This is a genomic window from Clostridium sp. UBA7503 (assembly GCF_002477055.1).
Lineage (GTDB): Bacteria > Bacillota > Clostridia > Clostridiales > Clostridiaceae > Clostridium_J > Clostridium_J sulfidigenes.
Genome location: NZ_DLNT01000053.1, coordinates 1 through 24,013 on the forward strand (window position 1 = coordinate 1; position 24,013 = coordinate 24,013).

A 24,013-nucleotide genomic window follows, 5' to 3' on the forward strand; every position below is an offset into this window, starting at 1 on the left:
TATAGGGTACATTTTACTTTAAAGTAAGACTTTTTCTTCTAATTAATCTATGATTACTTATAATTTTCTATTTATCTTCATATTCCTTCCAATCGACTCTTTCAAACACTACCTTATATCCATTATTTCCATAATTTAAAGAACGATTGACTCTACTTATGGTAGCAGTACTAGCTCCAGTACTACTAGCGATATCTAAATAAGTTCTTCTCTCTTTAAGCATTCTTGCAACTTGAAGTCTTTGCTCCATAGCTTTTATTTCATTTATTGTACAAACATCTTCAAGGAACCTATATACTTCCTCTCTGGTTTTAAGAGATCTAATTGCATCAACAAGATAATCCATTTCTGAAGTTTCAAGTTTTGAAACATATCCACTCATTATTTTCTCCCCTATCACTAAAAAATTCATCTATATACATTATAAAGTTATCATATTAAAGTGTAAACATTTAATCTTTAATATAATTTTATCAAACATTAAATACAAAAGCTATCCCCCTGGATAGCTTTTAGTTAAAGTATAAATATGTTTATTCCTATAATTGATCCTGCAAAAATAACTGCTGCTACTATAGTAAGTTTAGCTAAAAATGATTCCTTTGTTTTAGTTTTATTCTTGCTATAAAAAGTTTCTGAACTTCCAGCTACTAAACCACCTAAACCTGATGATTTACTTTCTTGAAGAGATGTTGCTAATATAACTGTTAATGCGGAAATAATTATTACAACCTTTAATGCTGTTATCATTATTATGCCCCCTTAATTCTTTATCCTTATACATGTAATATATTTTATCACAGTAAAAATATTTTTACAATGAAAACAGTAATAAATGTAAATATATATATTAAATTAATATATATTTCTAATATATAAATAAAATATCGAACAAATTTTACATTTGTTCGATATTTTTATTATAAAAATTAATTATCTTTTTATGTTAAAGAAAGATTTTAATCCTCTAAATTCAGCCATATCACCAAGTTCTTCTTCGATTCTTAATAACTGGTTGTATTTAGCAACTCTTTCACTTCTTGCAGGAGCTCCAGTTTTAATTTGGCCTGCATTTGTAGCTACTACTAAATCAGCTATTGTAGTATCTTCTGTTTCTCCAGATCTGTGAGAAACTACTGCAGTATAACCAGCTCTTGCAGCCATCTCTATAGCATTTAAAGTTTCAGTTAAAGTTCCTATTTGGTTTAATTTTATAAGAATTGAGTTTGCAGTTTCTCTTTCAATTCCCATTCCAAGTCTAGAAGTATTAGTTACAAATAAGTCATCTCCAACTAATTGAATTTTTTTACCTATCTTATCAGTTAAATACTTCCACCCTTCCCAATCTTCTTCAGCCATACCATCTTCAATAGATATTATTGGATATTTTTCGCATAATTCTACATAGTAATCTGCCATCTCCTGAGGAGTTAACATTCTTCCTTCTCCAGCAAGATTATATTTTCCATCTTCAAAGAATTCAGAAGATGCTGGGTCAAGTGCTATGAAAGCATCTTTTCCTGGAACATATCCAGCTTTTTCTATTGCTTCGATTATAACTTTTATTGCTTCTTCATTTGATGATAAATCTGGAGCAAATCCACCCTCGTCACCAACACCTGTACCTAGCCCTTTAGCTTTTAAGATTCCTTTTAAAGCATGGTAAACTTCAGCTCCCATTCTTAAAGCCTCACTAAAAGATGTAGCTCCTGCTGGCATAACCATAAACTCTTGTAAGTCCACATTATTATCAGCATGCTTTCCACCATTTAATATATTCATCATAGGTACTGGTAAAACTTTAGCATTAACTCCACCAATATATTGATATAAACCAAGTCCTAAGTAATTAGAAGCAGCTTTTGCACAAGCAAGAGACACTCCTAAAGTAGCATTAGCACCTAATTTTTCTTTATTATTAGTTCCATCTAATTCTATCATAGTCTTATCTATAGCAACTTGATCGAATATATTCATTCCTATTAATTCTTCTGCTATTATGTTGTTTACATTATCAACAGCTTTTAATACACCTTTTCCATTGTATAGAGATTTATCTCCATCTCTTAATTCAACAGCTTCAAATTGACCTGTCGATGCTCCTGAAGGTACTGCAGCTACCCCTACTGTACCATCCTCTAGCACAACTTCAACCTCTACTGTTGGGAACGCTCTTGAATCTAATATTTGTCTTGCATAGACATCAATAATTTCAACATATTGTTTCATTTCTTTTCCTCCTTCATATTATGTTTATAATAAATTTAGCATGGCTAAATATTCTAACTTAATAACTTAGTAACTTAAATTAATGATTTCCCACTCATTTCACTTGGAATATCTAGTTTCATCTTTGTTAAGATAGTTGGAGCAATATCTGCAAGTATTCCTCCACTTCTAAGAGTTCCTACTTCTCTACTTACGTATGTAAATGGAACCAGATTAGTAGTATGTGCAGTCATTGGTTTACCTGTAGAATAATCAATCATAGACTCCGCATTACCATGGTCTGCTGTAATAAACACTGTACCATCATGGTCTAGTACTTTATTTACAACCTTGCCTAAGCAATAATCTACAACTTCAATAGCTTTTACTGCAGCTTCAATAACTCCAGTGTGGCCAACCATGTCTGGATTAGCATAATTTAATATAATTAAATCATATTCATCTTTTTCAATACATTCTAATACTGCATCAGTAACTTCATATGCACTCATTTCTGGTTTTAAGTCATAGGTTGCTACTTTAGGTGATGGAATTAACACCCTATCTTCACCCTTAGTAGGCTCCTCTACTCCACCATTAAAGAAGAAAGTTACATGAGCATATTTTTCTGTTTCTGCAATTCTAAGCTGTTTTAATCCTTTGCTACTAACATATTCACCTAATGTATTCTCATGACTCTCAGGTTTATACGCAATTTGCACATCCTCAATAGTTTTATCATATTGAGTCATACATACATAGGTTACATCTAAACTTTCTCTTTTAAAACCTTTAAAATCCTTATCTTTTAAAGCTCTAGTTATCTCTCTTGCTCTATCTGGTCTAAAGTTAAAAAATATTATAGAATCTTTATTTTTTATAGTAGCTATCGGTTTACCATTCTTCACAATTACACTTGGAATTACAAATTCATCTGTTTTATTATCATGATAAGCATCGTCTACAACTGCAAATGGGGAAGTACTAGTATTTCCTTCACCTTTTACCATTGCATTATAGGCTAATTGTACTCTTTCCCATCTATTATCTCTATCCATAGCATAATATCTACCAGAGATAGTTGCAATTTCTCCTATTCCCTCACTATCCATATGGTTTTGTAACTCTTCTATAAATATTTTTGAAGATGTTGGTGATACATCCCTTCCATCTAAAAAGCAATGAACAAAAACTTTTTTTACAGCCCTTCTCTTACAAAGAGTTATAAGAGCTTTTACATGATTTATATGAGAATGAACTCCTCCATCTGATAATAATCCTATTAAGTGAACAGCTGAGTTATTTTTCAACGCCTCATCTATAGCAATATTAAAGGCTTTATTTTCAAAGAAATCGCCATCTTTAATTGATTTTGTTATTCTAGTCAATTCTTGATATATTATTCTTCCCGCACCTATATTTAAGTGTCCTACTTCTGAGTTGCCCATCTGACCCTCAGGAAGCCCTACATCTAGACCAGAAGCTGATAATGTGGTATGAGGATATTTAGCCTTTAATCCATCGTAGTTAGGCTTATTAGCCTCTCTAACTGCATTTCCATCCACATTGTCGCTTATTCCAAAACCATCTAATATCATTAGCATTACTGGTTTTTTATTCATAATATTTGACCATCCTTTTATTAGTAATTTACAATAGCTGCAAAATCTGAAGCTTTAAGACTAGCTCCACCTATTAATCCTCCATCTATATGTTCCTTTGACATTTGCTCTTTTATAGTTGATGGCTTAACTGATCCACCATATTGAATTCTAACTTTATATGCAACTTCTTCTCCATATAACTTGCATATAACTCCTCTAATAAATCCTATTGTATCATTAGCATCATCAGCAGTTGCAGTTTTTCCTGTCCCTATTGCCCAAATAGGCTCATAGGCTATAACCATATTTTCAACTTGTTCTTTTTTTATTTCAATTAAATCTTGCTTTATTTGAGCACCTAATACTTCTTCAGTTATTCCTAGTTCTCTTTGCTGTAAACTTTCACCTACACATAATATAGGTGTAATCTTGTGATGAAAAGCAGTCTTTAACTTTTTATTAATAGTTTCATCTATTTCATTAAAATACTGTCTTCTTTCACTATGTCCAATTATAACAAATTTTACTCCTAGTTCTTTAAGCATTAATGGAGAAACTTCTCCTGTAAAAGCACCTGACTCTTCAAAATGCATGTTTTGAGCTCCAACCATAATATTGCTTCCCTTACATTCTTCAACTATTGCTGGTAAACTTAAAAAAGTGGGACAAACTACTACATCACAGATAGCATCATTTACTAAAGGCTTTAATTCCTTAACTAAATTTACTGCTTCTTCTATTGTATTATTCATCTTCCAGTTTCCTGCTATTATTGCTTTTCTCATGATTAATCCTCCTATTAATAACTTTGCAACACATCTTTAATAATGCTACTATATTCAAATTTTTTCCTTAAGATACATATTACATTTTTTCTCTAACTCAAATATAATATATTACTCTCAAAAAGGAAAGTAAATAAACAGGATTTTATCTTGTTTATTACTTTCTTTATAGATTTTATATTTATTTATCATTTAAAGCAACAATTCCTGGAAGTTCTTTTCCTTCTAAAAATTCTAAAGAAGCTCCACCACCTGTTGAAATATGGGTCATTTTATCTCCTAGACCAAATATATTAACAGCCGCAGCACTATCTCCTCCACCAATTATTGTAATTCCATCACAATTAGCCATAGCTTCTCCTACTGCTATTGTTCCCCTATTAAAGTTTTCAAATTCAAAAACTCCCATTGGACCATTCCAAATAATAGTTTTAGACTTTGCTATCACTTTCGCATATAATTCTCTTGTTTTTGGTCCTATATCTAAAGCCATATGTCCATCTTGTATATTTTCATCTTCTGTTATTACTGGATTTGCATTTTTATTGAATTCTGTAGCTACTACGTGGTCTATCGGTAAATATAATTTTACTCCTTTTTCTTTAGCCTTATTCATCATCTCTAGTGCATAATCAATTTTATCTTCTTCTACCCTTGATATACCCATTTTATATTCTTTAGCTTTAAGGAAAGTATATGCCATAGCTCCTCCTATAAGAAGATTGTCTACTTTCTCTAAAAGATTATTTATTACATTAATTTTATCTGATACTTTAGAACCTCCTAAAATAGCAGTAAATGGTTTTTTAGCATGTTCTATAGCTTCTCCTAAGAACTTAAGCTCTTTCTGAATTAAATATCCACAAACTGACTCTTCTACAAACTCAGTTACTCCTACTGTAGAACAATGAGCTCTATGTGCTGTTCCAAAAGCATCATTTACGAATAAATCACAAAGAGAAGCTAATTCCTTAGAATAATTTTCTTCATTTTTAGTTTCTTCTTTTCTAAATCTAGTATTTTGTAATAGTACTATATCTCCATCATCCATACTTGAAATAGCTGATTTTGCGTTATCTCCCACTACGTCATCATCCGCCGCAAAAATTATATTTTTATTTAATAGTTCACTTAATCTCGCTGCTACTGGTGATAGCGAAAGCTCTGGTTTAGGCTCCCCCTTTGGTTTTCCTAAATGTGAACATAAGATAACCTTTGCATTATGGTTAACTAAGTACTTTATAGTAGGTATTGCTCCTAGCAGTCTATTTTCATCAGTAATTTTACCTTCTATTATAGGTACATTAAAATCACACCTTACTAAAACTTTTTTACCTTTCACCTGGATGTCTTCTAATGATTTCTTGTTAAATGACATATTAAAATCTCCTTTTTTTTAAACTTATTGTAATAAAAATCTAGTTCAATCACAAATCTTAGAACTAGATTTTTATTACATACCTATTTTAACACATTTTGAAGATTATAACCTATCTGCAACATATTTTGTTAAATCTGCTAGCCTATTTGAGTAACCCCACTCATTATCATACCAANNTATCTCCCATAACCATAGTTGATAATGCATCTACAATTGAAGATCTCTCATCACCTCTAAAGTCCATTGAAATTAATGGTTCCTCAGAGAATCCTAAAATCCCATTAAGTTTTCCTTCTGCTGCTTCTCTTAAAGCCCCATTAACCTCTTCTGCGCTCACTGACTTGCCAAGTTCACATACTAAATCAGTCATTGAAACTGTTGGTGTTGGAACCCTTACTGCCATACCATTTAATTTTCCTTTAAGCTGTGGTAAAACTAATGCAACCGCTTTTGCCGCTCCTGTAGTTGTTGGAATCATTGATTCTCCTGCAGCTCTAGCTCTTCTTAAATCTTTATGTGGCGCATCCAATATTTTTTGATCATTAGTATATGAGTGTATTGTAGTCATAAGACCTTGTACTATACCAAACTTTTCATCTAAAATTTTTGCAAAAGGAGCTAAACAGTTAGTTGTGCATGAAGCATTTGAAATAATATTATGATTTTTAGCATCATATTCATCTTCATTTACTCCCAGTACAATTGTTATATCTTCATTTTTTGCTGGTGCGGAAATTAACACCTTTTTAGCCCCAGCTTCTATATGACTCTTTGCTTTTTCAGCATCTGTAAATAATCCTGTAGATTCTATTACAATATCTGCACCTTGAAGTCCCCATGGTATATTTTTAGGATCTCTCTCTGCAAATATTCTTATTTCCTTTTCATTAACTATAATTGAATTCTCAGTAGCTTCAACTGTTCCATTGAATTTTCCATAAAGGGTATCATACTTCAAAAGATGTGCTAGTGTCTCAGGGTCTGTTAAATCATTAATTGCTACAACTTCTATGTCATTTCCATATTTATCTACCAAAACCTTAAATACATTTCTTCCAATTCTACCGAATCCATTAATTCCAACTTTAACCATCATAAAATACCTCCAACGTTTAATTTAATAATTTTTATATTAAACTTAATTCATATAAACAGACTTTTAGGAGATTTCATCCTAAAAATCCTTATCTAGAGATACATTTCCTTATATACATATTCATTCTAAAGCATAGAAGACGAAAAATCATAATATATTAATTTAAAAAATATATAAGTACTTTAGTAAATAACTCTAGGATAAAATCATTAAGTATTAACAATCAACTTTATTTAAAAATAATTTTAAAATTTCTTTTGCCGTAACCTCATCAGTAACTAATGTTGAATTTAATTTATCCATTTGTATAGCCATAATAGCTTCTGCCTTTTCAACACCTGCTGCTACAGCTATTACATTAGGAATATTTTCAATTCTATCTTTAGTTATTCCAATTGAAGGCATAGAATATACAACCTCACCTTTTCTATTAAAATAATGTCCATAAGCTTCTCCTATAGCTCCTAATTCTAATATTCTTTCCTTTACGTCCTTACCTAAACTTCTCTTATCACACATATCTTTAGCCAGCCCTATACCATGGATAAGAATATTTGATTTCTCTATATGTTCAAAAGTCTCCTTAATATCTGATTCCTTAATCAACGCTTTAAAAGAATCACTACTTATGTTATCTGGAATGTGTAACAATTCATAAGTAGCATCTAACTTATTTGCTAAAATCTCTACTAAGGTATTAGATTGTATTTCTGTTTCCTTTCCCATACCACCTCTTCCAGGTAAAACCTTTATACCTTTATATTTAGTCATTGGAAGGAAATTGTAAACTACCTCCTTAATTGTGCGTCCTCCTGTAAGCGATATTGTAATATCATCTTTAATAATACTTTTTAAATAATTACCCGCTACCCTACCAAGTTCAGGATATAATGAATTATCTTCTGTTACATTTCCATTAATAACTATTACTTCTCTAACTTTAAGAATTTTCTTCAATTCCTCTTCTAAATTATTTAAACCACTTAATTCCTTCATAAAAGCCTTAAGTCCAATAAAAACTTCATCACCTTCTTCAGTAATGCACATACCAGAGGACTTAATGTCAATTAATCCTTGAGTTTTCAATAGATTTGTTTCGCTTCTTACAACCCTTTCACTTAAATTTACTATGGTTGACAGCAGCCTTCTGCCTATGGGTTCTCTATACTTTATATTTTTTAATATGGTATATCGCATCTCTAAAACTTCTAGCAATTCCGGCACCACCTTCTGCTGTAATTTCAATAACTTCTCCATCTTTCACCCCATTGACAAAATATGTCCCTATGGACACAATTTGTCCCATAAACATTTTAAATTCCTATTTATATTATATGACAATATTCATTGTTTGTTAAGTACTTATGTTAATTTTATATAAGTTATATTTCTACATTCATCTACAATTTATTCAAAAAATTAATTCCATATAAATCATATTAATAAATTAATACTTCATATGGAATATCAAAATCTATATTAATCTTTTTCGTTGAGATGAGGATTTTATTCCTAACTCCTCTCGATATTTAGCTATAGTACGTCTAGAAATATCTATGCCTTTTTCATTAACAATTTTACATATAACTGAATCAGATAGCGGTTTTGACTTGTCTTCAGATTCTATTATATTCTTTATCATATCTTTTACACTAACAGATGATATATCTTGACTTAAAATGTTTACACTATTAGTAAACAAATCCTTTATTCTCTTAATTTCCCCTGTATGAAGAGCTACATATTTATCTCTAATAGCTCTACCAACCGTAGATTCATGTATATTTAAACTATTAGCTATATATTTAATAGTCATAGGTTTTATATAATTATTACCCTTATCTAGATACTCCTCTTGATTTTTAACTATTTCCTCCATGACTTTACACAAAGTATTTTTTCTATTTTGTATACTTTTAATCAAAAACATAGCACTACTTATTTTGTCTTTTACATAATCTATAGCTTCCGAATCATTACTGCTATTAATTACATCTTTATATGTATTATTAATTATTAATTTAGGTAATAAATTATCATTCATTAAAACTACATATTCATCACTTATTTTTTTTATATAAACATCTGGAATCAAATATCCAATCTCTTCACCAGTAAAAAATCCCCTGGTAGGTTTAGGTTCCAATTTTTTTATTATATCTTCACATTCTTGAACTCTTTTAGCCACTATTCCAAGTTTTCTACCAATTAATTGATATTGCCCTTTTGATAATTCATATAAATAATTATTTATTATTTCCTCAACATAATTATTCATTACATTTTTCCTATGCAGTTGAAGTATCAAACATTCATTCAGTGACCTAGCACATATTCCAGGCGGTTCAAGTCCCTGAACTATATCTACACATCTCATAGCTGAATCTTTTGAAATACTCAGTTCTTCCATTAAATTATCTATAATCTTTTCATCTAAATATCCTCTATGATCGATATTATCTACAATATATCTACAAATACACTCGTCTTGTCTATCTAAATCACTATGCATAACTTGTTCTCTTAAGTAATCCTTAATAGTAGGTTTGCTACTTATAAAATTAAAAGGTGATACCAAATCATCTTCTTCATGTTTGTAGTATGATCTATCATTATAATTATCCATGGCCATGTCTCTAATTAATTCTCTATACTCTCTCAACTCATTATCAACTATTTCTTCTTTAGCTGTTTCTAAATTATTTTCTACTTCCAAAACTACATTTTCTTGTAATTCCTTATCAATATGTTGTAAAAGTTCATAGGATGACATTTGTAATAACTTTATTGATTGTTGCATCTCCATTGTCATAATCAATTTTTGTTCTTGTGATAGCCTTAAATCAAAGCCTAAATTCATAAATATCCCTCCTACTCATCTTAATTAATCATATCATAAATTATATAATATTTCTAATTAAATAGAGCCAAATCCATATTTCCCTGACAATAATTTATAAAAAGAGAGTTAGCCTATAAAAACTAACTCTCTAAACTATATAAAAATTTAAATTAATTAAATATTATCTACCATTCTTTTCATATGCTTCTCCTGAAGCAGCTGGTGCATTGGTTTTACCTACAAATCCAGCAAGTGCTAACATAGTTAATAGATATGGTATAATTGTAAATACTTCAGATGGCAATGACCATCCAAGCCCTTGGGCAAATATCTGGAATGCTTCACCAAAAGCAAATAACAAACAAGCTCCAAAGGAACCAATTGGTGTCCAGTTACCAAAGATTACAGCTGCTAAAGCAATAAATCCTCTACCCGCTATCATTCCTTCTCTATATATTGGTGTAATACCAATTGATAAAGCAGCTCCACCAAGACCTGCTAACATTCCTGATAATATTACACAGATATATCTTACTAAGTATACATTTATCCCTAATGTATCTGCAGCCTTTGGATGTTCTCCTACAGATCTAATTCTAAGTCCAATAGAAGTTTTATAAATTACAAAATTAGCTACAAACACCAATACTATTGCCATTATTACAAACCAGTTTAACCCCGACAAAACGTCTCCGATAATTGGAATATTTGTAATAAATTTAGGCAAATTATATGGAAGAAGAGTTACTAAATCTGTTTGGCCACCCTTTCCATCAAACAAAATATATATCAAGAAACTAGCTAAAGCTGTAGCAAACAAGTTAATAGCCGTACCAGAAATAACCTGATCTGATTTTAAGTGAATACTAAGGAATGCATGAATTAATGCAAGTAATCCACCTGCTACTAAAGCAAACACTATTCCTACTACAGGACTACCTGTTATATGTGTTCCATATACAGCAAAAAATGCTCCTATGATCATCATTCCTTCAAGACCTATATTTACTACTCCTGAACGCTCAGAGAACACTCCTCCTAAGGCTGTAAAGATAAGAGGTGTAGCTATCCTTAAAGTAGCTGTTATCAATGCAATAATACTAACAATAATTATATTATCCATTCATTATCTCCCCTTTCTTTTTCTTATTTCCAAAGTAAGTTACAATGTAATCTGTTGCTACAAATATAATAATTACTGATTGAATTAAAAATACTATTTCTTTTGGTATTCCACTTATTTGAAGAGCCCTTGAACTACTATTTAAAGCTCCAAATAATATGGCTGATAAAATACACGCTACTGGATTCTTTTTAGCTAAAAGTGCTACTGCTATACCATCAAATCCATAGCTAGGAACTACCATAAAGTCCTGAATTAAATGTTTAACACCAGCTACATGTGTAGCTCCACCAAGGCCAGCTATAGCTCCTGATAACACCATAGCTAAAACCGCATTTTTAGCAACATTTACTCCACCATATTCTGCACCATGAGGATTTATACCAACAGCCCTTATCTCATATCCAATGGTAGTTTTCCATAATATAAATGCCATAAGAATAGCTGTAATAATACCAATAAATAAACTTATATTAGCTGAACTTCCTTGAATAAATCTTGCAAGCTTAGCGCTGTCTTGTATCATTGGAGTTGCTGATTTCCCTTGAACTCCGAAGGCCGTTCTAAGGATAATGTAGTTTGCAAGTGCTATAGAAATATAGTTCATCATAATTGTATTTATAACTTCACTAGTTCCAAACTTAGCCTTAAGAAATCCTGGTATTCCTCCCCAAATTCCCCCAGCAACTATACCACTTACTATTATTAATGGAATGTGTACTATAGGGCTTAATCCTGGTATCGTTCCTACTATGGAAGCCGCAACCATACCTAGTACAAATTGACCACCTACACCAATATTAAATAGTCCACATCTAAAAGCTACAGCATTAGCTACACCAGTAAAAATTAAAGGTGTCACTTCCGCTAATGTAGTCATAGTATTTCTTTGTGTTCCGAAGCTACCAGTCCATATAGTTGAAATTAAATCAGTCAGAGCTGTAAAATATTGAGTTATTGAATACCCTTTTGCCCACATAACAAAAAATACTGATATAAATAAAGAAAGCATAACTGCTACTACAGGAAAGAGTATAGCCTTTATTGTATCCTTAACTTTAATATTCATTTTATTTCTCTTCCCCTTTCTTATCTAAGCTTCCACCAGCCATTAGTATACCTAGTTTTTGCTCATCTGCATCTTTTCTGTCTAAAATATCTACTATTTCACCGTCATACATAACAGCAACTCTATCTGAAAGAGCTAAAATTTCGTCTAATTCTAAAGATACTAAAAGTACCGCTTTTCCTTTATCTCTCTCATCTACAAGTCTACTATGAATATATTCAATAGCACCTACATCTATACCTCTTGTAGGTTGAGCTGCAATTAATAATGTTGGGTCTTTAGAGATTTCTCTAGCTGCAATTAACTTTTGTTGATTACCTCCAGATNNTAAAGCAGAAGCATTTACTTCATTACTCGGTGTTCTTACATCAAATTCTTCTATAAGTGTATCACAATGTTTTTTAATAGCCTTATAGTCCATCATAATGCCTTTATTAAATTCTTTGTTTTTATGAATTCCAAGAATAGAATTTTCAAATAATGAATATTTTAGTATAAGTCCTCTTTTATGTCTATCTTCAGGAATATGTCCAACACCTGAGTCAATAATTTCTCTAGGAGATTTTCCATATAAATCTTTTCCATTTAATAACATTTTTCCATTATGACCTTTTCTAAGACCTGTAAGCACTTCTAGTAATTCTGTTTGTCCATTCCCATCTACTCCTGCAATCCCTAAAATTTCGCCTCCATTAACAGTAAAGGAAACATTTTTAACAGCAGGAATCCCTCTTTGATCATTTGCAGATAAATTTTCAACCTTAAGAACTTCTCCTGTTAATTCTGATTCTCTTTTTTCTACTACTAAATTTACTTTTCTTCCAACCATCAACTCAGCTAATTCATCAATACTAGTATCAGTAGTATTAACGATACCAGTAACCTTACCTCTTCTAATTATAGTAACCCTATTACTCATACTCATAACTTCTTTTAGCTTATGAGTTATAAGGATAACAGATTTTCCTTCTTTTTTTAAATTTTCTAATATTTTGCCTAGTTCCTTAATTTCTTGTGGTGTTAAAACAGCTGTTGGTTCATCGAGAATTAGAATCTTTGCTCCCCTATAAAGAGCCTTAAGAATTTCTACCTTTTGCTGTTGTCCTACAGATATGTCTTCAATAATAGCATTAGGATCTATAGAAAATCCATATTTATCTGATAATTCTTTTACATCATTATAGGCCTTTTTTCTATCCATACACAATCCCTTATTAGGTTCACATCCAAGTACAATATTTTCAGCTACTGTAAAGTTGTGAACTAACATAAAGTGTTGGTGAACCATACCTATTCCAAGCTTTATCGCTTCACTAGGGTTGTTAATTTTAACCAAATTTCCATTAACATAAATATCACCTTTTTCTTGCTGATACAAGCCATAAAGTATATTCATTAAGGTAGTTTTTCCTGCACCATTTTCACCCAACAATACGTGTGTTTCTCCTTGCAATAAATCAAAGTCCACGCTGTCGTTTGCAATGGTACCAGGGAAAACTTTAGTTATACCTTTCATTTCAATTACTTTTTCCATTTCCCTTCCTCCTTATAATATTACCTACGTTTACATACTAAATTAAAATACTTAACATTAGTTAAAATACGATATGCACTTTATAGAATCCATTTCTCATTATACCATAAAAATATTTCATTTAATATTTTTTTTATTTTTCATACTATTTTACTTTCATAAAAATATACTATCAAAAGGTATAAAAAAAAGCTAGATGTAAAATCTAGCTTTTTATCTCTTATTCATTGTTTATTTAAAATCAATAACTTCTTGTCTTGTAGCAGGTACTTTAATTTTGCCTTCTTTAATTTGAGTTTCATACTCTTCTGCTTTCTTAATTACATCAGCAGCAGTATTATCTTTAGTTGTTGCAGCCATACCTACTCCACCTTCAGCAATTCCTAATTCAATATGACCCGCTTTGAATGTTCCTTCTACAACTGATTTTGTTACATCATAAGTAGCATTGTCAACTCTCTTCATCATAGAAGAAAGGATAACACCTTTAAATTCTGGAAGAGAAACTGCTTGATCTTTATCAACACCAATAGCCCAAACTTCTTTACCTGAATCTTTTAACTCTTTAGCAGCTTGGAACATTCCTGTCCCTACTCCACCAGCTGCATGATATATTACATCACAACCAGCTCCATATAATGATATTGCAAGTTCTTTACCTTTATTTGTATCTGCAAAAGAATCTGCATATTTAACAGTTGTTCCTGGGTTCTTTCCATCTGCACTTAAAAGACCTTCAGCAGCCTTTGGATTAACAGCTTTAACTCCAGCAGCAAAACCGCATTCGAATTTTTGTATTGTTTCATTATCTTTTCCGCCGATATATCCTATTTTATCAGTTTTAGTAGTTAATCCAGCTATAACTCCCATTAAAAAAGAACCCTCTTCTTCTTTGAAAGTTACTGACATTACGTTATCAGCTTCAACTACAGAGTCAATAATACAAAGTTTTGAATCTGGGTTGTTTTTAGCTACATTAGTAACTGCATCAGCTAATTGATACCCAATTGCAAAAGTTAAATCAGAACCATTCTCTATTAACCCTTGTAGGTTAGGCTCATATTCCTCTTTCTTTTGAGCTTCAATTGGAGAATATTTAACTCCAAACTCCTCTACTGCTTTTTTAACTCCTTCATCGGCTGATTGGTTAAATGATTTATCATTTAATCCACCTTCATCTGTTGAAAGACCTATTGATACTTCTGATTTAGGAGTATCTTTGCCTTCACTTGCTGTACCTTTGTCATCGTTTTCGCTGCCAGCGCAACCTACAAGTAAGGATGCGGTCATAGCAACCGTTGCCATAAGAGCAACTATTTTTTTCATTTTCATCTTAAACCCTCCTGATATAAATAAGTAATATAAATATATAAAAATTTTTATTATAGTATGTATTATAACCTAATAAAAAATTTTTATCATGCATATAAATCTATTCTATATTGTTTAATTTCATATATTTATATGCTGAATATACCATAATTATCCGTAAAAATCAAATAAAAATTGACTGTGAAACCACAGTCAATTTTATTTTTATTATTTATATTTTAAGATACAAACTCAGCATTCTTTAATACCTGTTGAGCTTTTTCACCGTCTTCATCAGCAACAAGTACTATTGGTCCTGTACAACCCATTCCACTCTCTGAGTATATACCCTCTTTCCAAAGTGCTTTACATGCATTTTCAAGCTCTAGTATATCTATACCTGCTATAGAGAAAGTTACTACCTTTTTAGGTGGTATTTTTACCGCTTCCTCTTCTTGAAGTTTGTTAGCTTTTCTTGTAGTCTTATCTATAAATTCTTTTAATCCAGCTACATTAGCTGACTTAAACTCATCCCTAGCTATGTCTAAAACCTTATTTTCTGCACAGGTTGCACAGAATCTTAAAGCTTCTGCAATAAGAGGAGCTCCTGAGGCTCTTGAAACTATATTAACTAATTTATCATAGCTTTCTCCAATTCCAGGACCATATCCAGCTCCTACCGTTTCATAATTTCCACCTGTAGTAAATGAAGAGAATATTTTAACTAATAGGTTTCCTGTTAATGAATCACAAACCATAACATCTGGAGTCCCTGCCAAAAGGTCATTTCCTCTCATTACAGCTCCCCCATCAGCTCTTAATGATTCAGTAAAATATATGTCATATCCACCTTCTTGAGTTTCTCTTAGAATTCTCTCCACTTGCCTAGCGCCATCAAGATTTAGTATTCCAACCTTTGGATTTTTAACGCCACTAGCTTTAGCTACAGATATCCCAGATATAGCATTCTTAACCATACCTTCAACTCTATTTGTAGAAGTAGTTCCCGTGGTTGTAGCAATTATCATTTCTTTTCCTTTTCCAGGAGCCATTACTTTACCTACTGTAGAAACTCCTATTGGAAAATCAAAGTGTTGAGTAACACAACCATCTAATTCTCCACATTCCAACATAGATGTCATTTTTTTATGCCCTTCCTCAGCTGATTTTACTTCTATTACTTCAAAATCAGCATCTACTTTAGGTCCAATTAAAACTATATGAAAATCGCCATATTTTACTTTTGCAAGTTCAGCAGCTTTAACCATTTCTTCGACTCCATGTTCAGAACCTAGTATAGTTAAGCCTATTCTAACTTTTTTCTTGAATTGTCCGCTTTTTATTCCTGTTGCTATATCATTAAATACTTCAGCAATCATTGCTTTAGTAGTCTTTTGACTCATTTCTACACCCCGTTTCTTTAATAATCTCTTATATTTAAAGAGATAAATTAGTAATTGTTAAGGTTCAGTAGGAGTAATTCTCCTTCTGAGTTTTAATGCTCTATTTATCAGAGTTCATTAAAAAGCTTGCAAAATCTTTCATGGCATCTGCTACCATTGATTTAACCTCTTCTTTACTAACACCTGACTCATTGTCTAGTTTTCCGGTATTCTTTTCAACTAGTATAGAAACTCCATCAAATAAGTTAGTCATTCTTCCTAAAAATAAACTTCCTTTTCCTACAATCATAAAGTTATTTAAAACTCCGTCTTTAATGTGATCTATTCCATGTCCCACTATTGGCACTCCAGATGGGATATGTCCTTGAGTTGGAGCATAACCTTGATACCCATGTTCTTTTATAAATCCTGGCAGTTCTTTTCTATCTAATTGCCCCTTCTTAACAGCTAAAGCACCAATCATTTTATAGTTTTGAGTTGGAACATCTCCAGCTCCTGCAGGTTCAGTTATATCTGGAGTTTGCATTTCTGGTGCATACTTATCTACATCTGTTACTTTTAATCCAGCTGCTGTTAATGGATCAAGTACTAATGCTTCAAGCACAGCTTGTGGAGAAGCACCATGACCAATTGTATGCCTTCCAATTATATCAGTTCTTAAAATTGGACTTACTCCATCATTTTCTGAAACAAGAATAGCAAATCCTCCTAAACAGTCTTCAAGTACTGGTAATTCTTTTTTTATGTGATCCTTACCATTCATTCCAAGCTTAGCAGTAGCTCCACCTGCAATAACTAATACATTTTTGAATATTCCACTCTTAACAAGTGATGCTGCATTTATTAATGCATGAGTAGGTCCTGCACAGAATCCTCTCATATCTGAACCAGTAGCTCCAGAAAGACCTACAACTTCACCTATTGATTTGGCAACGTTTCCGCCACCTCTTTGGTTCATATCTCCTATTGCTTCTTCTGAACATTCTATTATATAGCCTATTTCTTCTACAGGAATATCTAAATTGTCAACTAGGTGCATTCCAGCAAGTACTCCTGATGATTTAACCGCTAAATTTTCAAGCATATAGTGTGCTGAAAGATTCGGATCAAATTCATGTGCTCTTCTTACACAACCAACAAGTTTCCCATCTATATATAATCCTTCTGCTCCAGCATTATTAACTAACTCTTCAATTTTAGCCATTTCATCTCCAGTAATTTTTCCTGCTTTTTCTTTTAGCAATGGATGCTTAGCTAATTTTTCTTTTATAGTTTCAACAAAAGATTCTTCTAATAAAACTAAGTCAAATACATCTGATATCTTCATTAATCCATAGAATTCATCTTGTGGCATTATTTCACCATACTTACCAAATCTATTAGCATTTTCTACGTTTTTTCCAACCCACGGTCTTGGCATTTCGCCTAGCTCTTCTGGTGTAATGTTTCCTATATAAGTTTGATTTGGTGCATACGCTACAACATCCTCAAAACTTCTTAAATTATTTTTTATAGCCTTTAAATATTCTGAATCTGGATTTGTTTGTTTTTCTAATGTTTGTGTAGTTCCATTATGTATTACCATATCTGGAGTATTCACTAAAATATAAGATGCTTTCTTTATAACTGGAAAATTCATTTTTAATTCAACCTCCCTTAATAATGTGCGTTTATAATAATTTTTTTGTAATTTGCACAATCTATAATAAATAGGTACAAACTATTCATTGTACATTGTGCAAACTAGGTAATTTCTTATTAATATATTTAGTAATTAGGGGTAATCCCCTAATTACTAAATTATTAATTTTAATTATTCAAATATTTTTTGTCCATCAACTTCTGTTTCAAGAGCTTTTAAAGCCTTTTCAACAAGCTTTCTTCTTAATGTATATTCATCCTCTTTTGTTAAGTTTGGATTTCCAAGTGGATGAGGAATAGCTACTGTAGGAATTATTCTGTTAGCTCCAACAGTTAAAGATACTGGAGTAATAGTACACATGTGAACTACTGGAAGTCCAGCTCTTTCTATTTCTTTAACAAGCGTTGCACCGCAACGTGTACAAGTTCCTCACGTAGAGGTTAATACAACTGCATCCACACCGTCAGCTATTAATTCTTTAGCTGCAAACTCACCATATTTTTTAGAAGATGCAACAGCTGTACCATTACCAACTGTAGAATAGAAGTATCTGTGTAATGATCCTATTTTTCCCTCTTTTTCAAGATCTCTTAGGACATCTACTGGAATAACTCTATCTGGATCTTCATTAGCATACACTGGATCATGACCACCGTGTGCTGTTTCAAAAGTTTCTTCAGTTAAATTATTAATTCCTTCTATATCATATTTACCAATTTTAGAAGCTGAAGATGACTCTATGTGATCTGGGTTTCCTTTCGGAACTATACCACCAGATGTAACTATAGCAATTTTAGCTTTAGTTATATCTTTTATTGCTGGCATTGGGTCAACTCTATCAAAGTCAGGCATTTTAAATTCTGTAACGAATTCTTCACCTTTTAATTTTTTAACAAGCATATCAACTGCTCTTTTAGATCCTCTTTCAGTTGCAAAATAGTTCTTTCTTATGCCTCTCTCAATGTAGTTCTCTTCTACTGGAGAACCTATTTCTTCTCCTTTAGCTAATTTAATAGCTAATTTAGCCATTTTAGGTAATGCATCTCTCATGCCTACAGCACTATTTCTTGTAGAGATAAGATATAAATCTTTTTTATACATGTCTGCACCTGGATTTTCAATGTACATTCCAGATAATACAGGTATATTTAACTCTTCTTTAACTGCCTTACATACATCTCCACATGCAACACCATATCTTCCAGCGTTAAATGCAGGTCCAGCTATAAATAAATCTGGATTATATTTTTTTACCATTTCGATAATTTCTGCTTGAGCTTCTTTTGTATTCTCAGCATAATAAGAATCTCCACAAACAACTGTAGCAACTATCTCAACGTCTTCTTTCTTTAATAACCCATTTAATCCAAGTCCAGGTCCTACAAACCCTTCACGAACCTCAGGTTTAATATCAGCTTTTTCTTCTCCGCCTATTCCTGCGTAGAATTGGTTTATATAATGAACAACTTTTAACATAGGTTTTCCCCCTTTCATGGGACTTGCCCTCTAGAAATTCTATTTCTTAGGTCAATTAATTTAACATTTTCTATTAAAATTATTTATTAAAGATATTTACAGAATTGGTCTCTTACATTTTTAACTTCTTCTATAATAGCATCAACATCAAGAACCATTTCCATCATTCCGCATTGTTCGTCATAAATAGCTTCATCACACTCTGCTTTTATTTCTGGCTCTACAACGTGGAAAACAGATAATCCAAGATCAACTCCTGCTAAAGGCCCTGCAAATGTTGGGTCTCCAGCAGCAACTGTTTCAGCAGATAATCCAGATGCTTCTGCTTCTGCTCCCCCGATTACTACCACCATGTTTTCTGCACCATATTTTTCAGTTAAATCTTTAACTCTTTGTTGGATCTCCAGATCCATTGCACCTGCAGCTGTTCAGACAAAGCACTCTGTTGATGCAAAAACAACCTCTGCTCCTGCTGATTTAACACAAGCCTCTATAGCTGGTCCTGGTATTCCGTCTCTATCTCCTATACAGATAGCTTTTTTTCCTTGTAACATAGTATCTATCTCCTTTTCAATGTACTCATAATCATTAAACTAAACTTTTTAGTTATATTTTAAAATTAATATCCTTTTGCTGTTAAATAGTTAAATCCTACTTCGCTAGTTGCTCCAGTAATAACTTGGATTTCAGCTTCAATTGATCCATCTTCTCTTAAGCTTCCCATGTGTCCACCAGCAATAGTATTTGCAGCATCTACATGGCCTATTACTCTTTTCATAGGTGGTAAAATAACAACTTCGTTAGCGTTACCTCCAGTTACTACCGCATCACCCTTTGGAGTTGAGTCTGCTAATGATTGAGACATACCATCTTGACCAGCATACTCATCTGTAACTAAAACAGTTTTAACGCCTTTAGCTGTAACCTTATTACAGTTCATAACTAAGTCTGCATCTGGGTTTCCAAATCCTTCTTCAGAAATTATAGCAGCATCTGCTCCTAAGAATTCTACTAACTTAGCAACCATATTTGATGATCTCTCTTTATCAGCTAGATATACGTTTTCATTTGTTATAACGCAACCTAAGAAGTTAAAGTCCTTGCCATGCCTTTCATATAAATCTTCTATTATTGGATGATTCATATGAACATAAGAAGGATTCTTATCACAAGCCGATACACAGTTTCCACTTACGATAGCTCCGTCAAATACTTCTGTTGGATAAATAAATGTAGGAATTATTTTCTTAGCATCTACACCATATACATAAGTATCATGTAATAATCCTTGTGTTTGAAGCATATATACATATACTACCTTAGGTAACTCTGGATATTGTTGAACTTGTTGTAAAAGTGGTAATGTCTCATAAGTTTTTACTTCATCAGGTTCCACATTCTTACCTGCTTTTCCAAGGTATGTAGCTGCTTTAAATCCTATAGTTCTTACTGCTTCTTCATGATCGTGTTGTAAAATTCCTTCTTTTGGTTCACATATAATTACAAGGTTATTTGTTTTTGAGAACGGTGTATATTTAGCACCTTCTCCACTCATATCAACTATACCTTCTTGGAAACCAACTATTTTACCAGTAGTTACAACTGCAGCTCCTTTTAAAACATGCGTTCTTCCAGAACCTACTGTATCTACCTTACTAATGAAACCTGGAAATATTCCACCATTTCCTTCTACTTTAACCCTTGGTTCAACTACGTCTTTTACAGGTATTATTCTAACTTCCTCACCTGGTCTTGCAATATCAAAATCGATACTTGCAATTCTTTCATCACCAGATACCTCGTTTAATAACTCCTCTTTGTTTACATAAAGAACTCCGTTCTCAACTTTTGTTTCTGGTCCAAATTGAAGATCCTTAATAAATATCTTTCCAATCTCTAGACGCAAAACCTTCACCTCCTAAAAATATATAGGTCACTTTTTATTTATTAGAAGATGGGAGGTAATCCTCCTCATCTAATAACCTTTTAAACCTTTAACATTGAAATTATAATGTTTCGTAGTATTCTTTAATAAATCCTTCTATATCATCTAGTGTAGCAATTTTATCTGGAGTTATTGTAGCAACACAAGCTCCACCATTGTAAATTTTCATAGTTGGAAGTCCTAGAACTTTTTGTCCTATAGCAACTCTTCTTGCTCCACCTATGTTTAAGCTAGCAAATTTTATCTTATCTTCATACTTAGGTTCTAAATCGTGAACACCTGGCATTAAAGCTATACATATTTCACATTTATCTCCCCAAAAATCTACGAAAACTGGTTTATCACTGTTTAAAACTTCTGACTCAAAATTATCTTTGTTTAATTCTACCATTGTATTTTACCTACCTTTCAGATTATAAATATTTATTAATATATAATTTACCTAAAGTAAATAAATTATATTCTAATGTGAATTTTCTATATAATGCTCCGCATTAGTAGCTGCAATAGCTCCATCTGCTGCCGCTGTAATAACTTGTCTTAATGATTTTTCTCTAACATCTCCAGCTGCAAATACTCCTGGTATGTTAGTTCTCATTTCTTCATCAGTTATTATATCTCCTCTTTCAGTCATGTTTACTTTATCTTTAAACAGTTCTGAAATTGGTAAATATCCAACAAATACAAAGCAACCATTAACTTCTAAAGTACTAATTTCACTAGTTTTTCTATTTTTTATAGTTAAGCTTTCTAGAATTTCATCTCCGTTAGCTTCTTCTACAACAGAGTCCCAAATAAATTTGATTTTAGGATTTGCAAAAGCTTTTTCTTGTAGTGATTTAGCTGCCCTTAATGAATCTCTTCTATGAATTACAGTAACAGTTTCACCAAATTTAGCAAGATATATAGCTTCAGTAATAGCTGAGTCACCACCGCCAATTACAGCAATATCAAGATCAGTAAAGAAATCTGCATCACATGTAGCACAATAAGAAACTCCTCTACCTCTTAACTCTATCTCATTTTTAAATCCACCAAGTCTTGGAGTCGCTCCAGTTGCAATTATTATTGTTTTAGCTTGATATTCACCTTTTCTACATTTAATAACTTTAATATCACCTTCTAAAACAGTTTCAACTACTTCGTCTTTAACAAACTCAGTACCAAAATCTTCTGCTTGTTGTCTCATTCTTTGACTTAATGTTGTTCCAGTACACTCTTCAATTGAACCTGGATAATTTTCTAGTTCGTCAGTTGTTGTTGCCTGACCACCGTATTTTGCTCTCTCAATGATTAACGTTTTCATTCGTGATCTTGAAGCATATAGTCCTGCTGATAACCCTGCAGGTCCTCCTCCAATTATTATAGTGTCATAAATTTGTGACATATCAATATACCTCCCTTAGTTAATAGCATGATCTATTAAGTCTGAATCTATTACTTGAAAATCTGTTAATATTTTTTCACTCCATTTTGGAGTGTTAAAATCTCTTAAAAATTTTTCTGTTGTAATTATAGCATTTTCTATAATTTCTAAAGACTGCAAATCAACTCCATTGACAACCTCCGTTGAAACACAAACAGTTCTGTAAGGAGTTTCATTGGGCTTTACACTTCCCATCAATGGATGAGTAAGTATTCTATTACCTTTATGAATATAATTTCTTACTTTTTTTAGTATATCCAACTGCGGCACATCTATAAACTCAACTTTAAACTTTTCTTCAAATTTTTCTTTTGACATAGGATTGTTAGTTACAATAAATAATGGTTCTATCATTTAAATTCCTCCTATTAGGTGCATATAAAAAAGCATAGCGCAAAATATTAATATATTTTGCCCTATGCCTCTGTATTTTAACCTGAGAGTTTTGCTCCTTCGGTGCATATACGCTTTCCAGAGTTTTGTCCGTTTTCGGTCCTTTTGCCTGAGAGTTTCATATTTATTTGGCAAAATAAATACTTGCTTCTTCGGCTACCTAATTTAATAGATTCTCTCCCGAAAATATCATCCAAAATTATTATTTTCTTTACTTTCTATCTTTAATATTAGTATATAATATATTTGTCTAATATTCTACATATTTTTATTGTTTTGTTATTTGATTTTTCTATAGTTTCTATAAAGTTTTTTTAATGAAAATATTCTGTCAATTATATATATCGTTATATCCTCTATATGTATCCTTTATTAATATAGATAAATTCGTTGCATACCAACCCCTAGAGCATATTCATATACCTATTTTTTTTATTTTTAGAAAAAATTTAAAAATAAATTTACTTATGATATATTCAAATTGCTCTGAGTATAAACGTAAATACACATTGATATTTTTTTAACTTTTTAAATATGGTTATTATTTTTTCTATAAATTAATTTTTGTGCTTTACTATTATTATAAAATACTTGAAACCCTCAATACACAATAAATTTATTTGTATATTGTGTTTAAAATATACACTTTTATTCTATTTATAATAATGTGAAAGGACATGACCTTAAATCATATCCTTTTAATACACTACTTCATATTTTTAAATCCTATTTGTCTCAATCCCTCATAAGCAATTATAGCAACTGTGTTGGAAAG

20 protein-coding genes, 2 pseudogenes and 1 riboswitch are annotated in these 24,013 nt (G+C 31.7%); all 22 genes and pseudogenes read right to left on the bottom strand.

Translation table 11 applies throughout. The features are described 5' to 3' along the window. Positions 1–67: 67 nt before the first annotated feature. Positions 68–382, bottom strand: coding sequence for a YerC/YecD family TrpR-related protein (locus tag B3630_RS15685; RefSeq protein ID WP_346899793.1), 315 nt, complete (start codon positions 380–382; stop codon positions 68–70). 134 nt (positions 383–516) lie between these two features. After that, positions 517–750, bottom strand: coding sequence for a preprotein translocase subunit SecG (gene secG / locus B3630_RS15690; RefSeq protein ID WP_346899795.1), 234 nt, complete (start codon positions 748–750; stop codon positions 517–519). A 183-nt stretch (positions 751–933) separates the two neighbouring features. Continuing rightward, positions 934–2,229, bottom strand: a complete 1,296-nt coding sequence (gene eno / locus B3630_RS15695) for a phosphopyruvate hydratase (protein ID WP_346899797.1) — start codon at positions 2,227–2,229, stop codon at positions 934–936. Positions 2,230–2,303: 74 nt separating this feature from the next. Then, positions 2,304–3,830, bottom strand: a complete 1,527-nt coding sequence (gene gpmI, locus B3630_RS15700; protein ID WP_346899799.1) for a 2,3-bisphosphoglycerate-independent phosphoglycerate mutase — start codon at positions 3,828–3,830, stop codon at positions 2,304–2,306. A gap of 20 nt (positions 3,831–3,850) precedes the next feature. Beyond that, on the bottom strand, positions 3,851–4,597 hold the full coding sequence (gene tpiA, locus B3630_RS15705) for a triose-phosphate isomerase (RefSeq protein ID WP_346899801.1): 747 nt from the start codon (positions 4,595–4,597) through the stop codon (positions 3,851–3,853). Positions 4,598–4,778: 181 nt separating this feature from the next. Next, on the bottom strand, positions 4,779–5,975 hold the full coding sequence (locus B3630_RS15710; protein ID WP_346899803.1) for a phosphoglycerate kinase: 1,197 nt from the start codon (positions 5,973–5,975) through the stop codon (positions 4,779–4,781). Positions 5,976–6,080: 105 nt separating this feature from the next. Continuing rightward, a pseudogene (gap, locus tag B3630_RS15715) lies at positions 6,081–7,071 on the bottom strand (type I glyceraldehyde-3-phosphate dehydrogenase). A gap of 219 nt (positions 7,072–7,290) precedes the next feature. Beyond that, on the bottom strand, positions 7,291–8,331 hold the full coding sequence (locus B3630_RS15720) for a sugar-binding transcriptional regulator (protein WP_346899805.1): 1,041 nt from the start codon (positions 8,329–8,331) through the stop codon (positions 7,291–7,293). Positions 8,332–8,548: 217 nt separating this feature from the next. Continuing rightward, entirely contained in the window at positions 8,549–9,934 is a 1,386-nt protein-coding gene (gene rpoN, locus B3630_RS15725) for an RNA polymerase factor sigma-54 (RefSeq protein WP_346899807.1), read from the bottom strand. A gap of 163 nt (positions 9,935–10,097) precedes the next feature. Beyond that, complete coding sequence (locus B3630_RS15730; protein WP_346899809.1) at positions 10,098–11,039, bottom strand: ABC transporter permease; 942 nt, start codon at positions 11,037–11,039, stop codon at positions 10,098–10,100. Beyond that, positions 11,032–12,108, bottom strand: coding sequence for an ABC transporter permease (locus B3630_RS15735; RefSeq protein ID WP_346899811.1), 1,077 nt, complete (start codon positions 12,106–12,108; stop codon positions 11,032–11,034). The genes B3630_RS15730 and B3630_RS15735 overlap by 8 nt, the downstream gene beginning before the upstream one ends. 1 nt (position 12,109) lies before the next feature. Beyond that, positions 12,110–13,642 carry an ABC transporter ATP-binding protein gene (locus B3630_RS15740; protein WP_346899813.1) on the bottom strand — a complete coding sequence of 511 codons (1,533 nt, stop codon included), beginning with the start codon at positions 13,640–13,642 and terminating at the stop codon, positions 12,110–12,112. A 231-nt stretch (positions 13,643–13,873) separates the two neighbouring features. Further along, positions 13,874–14,974: a BMP family ABC transporter substrate-binding protein gene (locus B3630_RS15745; RefSeq protein ID WP_346899815.1), complete on the bottom strand. Its 1,101-nt coding sequence runs from the start codon at positions 14,972–14,974 to the stop codon at positions 13,874–13,876. A gap of 218 nt (positions 14,975–15,192) precedes the next feature. Then, the gene (gene grdD / locus B3630_RS15750) at positions 15,193–16,356 is read right to left on the bottom strand and encodes a glycine/sarcosine/betaine reductase complex component C subunit alpha (protein ID WP_346899817.1); all 1,164 of its coding nucleotides are present in this window, start codon (positions 16,354–16,356) and stop codon (positions 15,193–15,195) included. A gap of 100 nt (positions 16,357–16,456) precedes the next feature. Beyond that, the gene (grdC, locus tag B3630_RS15755) at positions 16,457–17,995 is read right to left on the bottom strand and encodes a glycine/sarcosine/betaine reductase complex component C subunit beta (RefSeq protein WP_346899819.1); all 1,539 of its coding nucleotides are present in this window, start codon (positions 17,993–17,995) and stop codon (positions 16,457–16,459) included. 174 nt (positions 17,996–18,169) lie between these two features. After that, the gene (gene grdB / locus B3630_RS15760) at positions 18,170–19,474 is read right to left on the bottom strand and encodes a glycine reductase complex selenoprotein B (RefSeq protein WP_346899821.1); all 1,305 of its coding nucleotides are present in this window, start codon (positions 19,472–19,474) and stop codon (positions 18,170–18,172) included. Positions 19,475–19,560: 86 nt separating this feature from the next. Next, positions 19,561–20,028, bottom strand: a complete 468-nt coding sequence (gene grdA / locus B3630_RS15765) for a glycine/sarcosine/betaine reductase complex selenoprotein A (RefSeq protein WP_084178130.1) — start codon at positions 20,026–20,028, stop codon at positions 19,561–19,563. A gap of 65 nt (positions 20,029–20,093) precedes the next feature. Then, on the bottom strand, positions 20,094–21,380 hold the full coding sequence (locus tag B3630_RS15770) for a glycine/sarcosine/betaine reductase component B subunit (RefSeq protein WP_346848974.1): 1,287 nt from the start codon (positions 21,378–21,380) through the stop codon (positions 20,094–20,096). Positions 21,381–21,480: 100 nt separating this feature from the next. Then, positions 21,481–21,810, bottom strand: coding sequence for a thioredoxin domain-containing protein (locus B3630_RS15775; protein WP_150845085.1), 330 nt, complete (start codon positions 21,808–21,810; stop codon positions 21,481–21,483). Between the two features lie 72 nt (positions 21,811–21,882). Then, positions 21,883–22,806: a thioredoxin-disulfide reductase gene (trxB, locus tag B3630_RS15780; protein WP_346899823.1), complete on the bottom strand. Its 924-nt coding sequence runs from the start codon at positions 22,804–22,806 to the stop codon at positions 21,883–21,885. Positions 22,807–22,821: 15 nt separating this feature from the next. Beyond that, positions 22,822–23,199, bottom strand: coding sequence for a GrdX family protein (locus B3630_RS15785; protein WP_346899825.1), 378 nt, complete (start codon positions 23,197–23,199; stop codon positions 22,822–22,824). A gap of 126 nt (positions 23,200–23,325) precedes the next feature. After that, a riboswitch (glycine riboswitch) is annotated at positions 23,326–23,431 on the bottom strand. Between the two features lie 513 nt (positions 23,432–23,944). Beyond that, positions 23,945–24,013, bottom strand: a pseudogene (locus B3630_RS15790) (tRNA (uridine(34)/cytosine(34)/5-carboxymethylaminomethyluridine(34)-2'-O)-methyltransferase TrmL); the annotation flags it as partial.

What these genes read in the sequence shown, in the direction of transcription:
- B3630_RS15685 (WP_346899793.1), bottom strand. Translation starts at nt 382, where the DNA reads ATGAGTGGATATGTTTCAAAACTTGAAACTTCAGAAATGGATTATCTT.
- secG (WP_346899795.1), bottom strand. Translation starts at nt 750, where the DNA reads ATGATAACAGCATTAAAGGTTGTAATAATTATTTCCGCATTAACAGTT.
- eno (WP_346899797.1), bottom strand. Translation starts at nt 2,229, where the DNA reads ATGAAACAATATGTTGAAATTATTGATGTCTATGCAAGACAAATATTA.
- gpmI (WP_346899799.1), bottom strand. Translation starts at nt 3,830, where the DNA reads ATGAATAAAAAACCAGTAATGCTAATGATATTAGATGGTTTTGGAATA.
- tpiA (WP_346899801.1), bottom strand. Translation starts at nt 4,597, where the DNA reads ATGAGAAAAGCAATAATAGCAGGAAACTGGAAGATGAATAATACAATA.
- B3630_RS15710 (WP_346899803.1), bottom strand. Translation starts at nt 5,975, where the DNA reads ATGTCATTTAACAAGAAATCATTAGAAGACATCCAGGTGAAAGGTAAA.
- B3630_RS15720 (WP_346899805.1), bottom strand. Translation starts at nt 8,331, where the DNA reads ATGGAGAAGTTATTGAAATTACAGCAGAAGGTGGTGCCGGAATTGCTA.
- rpoN (WP_346899807.1), bottom strand. Translation starts at nt 9,934, where the DNA reads ATGAATTTAGGCTTTGATTTAAGGCTATCACAAGAACAAAAATTGATT.
- B3630_RS15730 (WP_346899809.1), bottom strand. Translation starts at nt 11,039, where the DNA reads ATGGATAATATAATTATTGTTAGTATTATTGCATTGATAACAGCTACT.
- B3630_RS15735 (WP_346899811.1), bottom strand. Translation starts at nt 12,108, where the DNA reads ATGAATATTAAAGTTAAGGATACAATAAAGGCTATACTCTTTCCTGTA.
- B3630_RS15745 (WP_346899815.1), bottom strand. Translation starts at nt 14,974, where the DNA reads ATGAAAATGAAAAAAATAGTTGCTCTTATGGCAACGGTTGCTATGACC.
- grdD (WP_346899817.1), bottom strand. Translation starts at nt 16,356, where the DNA reads ATGAGTCAAAAGACTACTAAAGCAATGATTGCTGAAGTATTTAATGAT.
- grdC (WP_346899819.1), bottom strand. Translation starts at nt 17,995, where the DNA reads ATGAATTTTCCAGTTATAAAGAAAGCATCTTATATTTTAGTGAATACT.
- B3630_RS15775 (WP_150845085.1), bottom strand. Translation starts at nt 21,810, where the DNA reads ATGGTAGAATTAAACAAAGATAATTTTGAGTCAGAAGTTTTAAACAGT.
- trxB (WP_346899823.1), bottom strand. Translation starts at nt 22,806, where the DNA reads ATGTCACAAATTTATGACACTATAATAATTGGAGGAGGACCTGCAGGG.
- B3630_RS15785 (WP_346899825.1), bottom strand. Translation starts at nt 23,199, where the DNA reads ATGATAGAACCATTATTTATTGTAACTAACAATCCTATGTCAAAAGAA.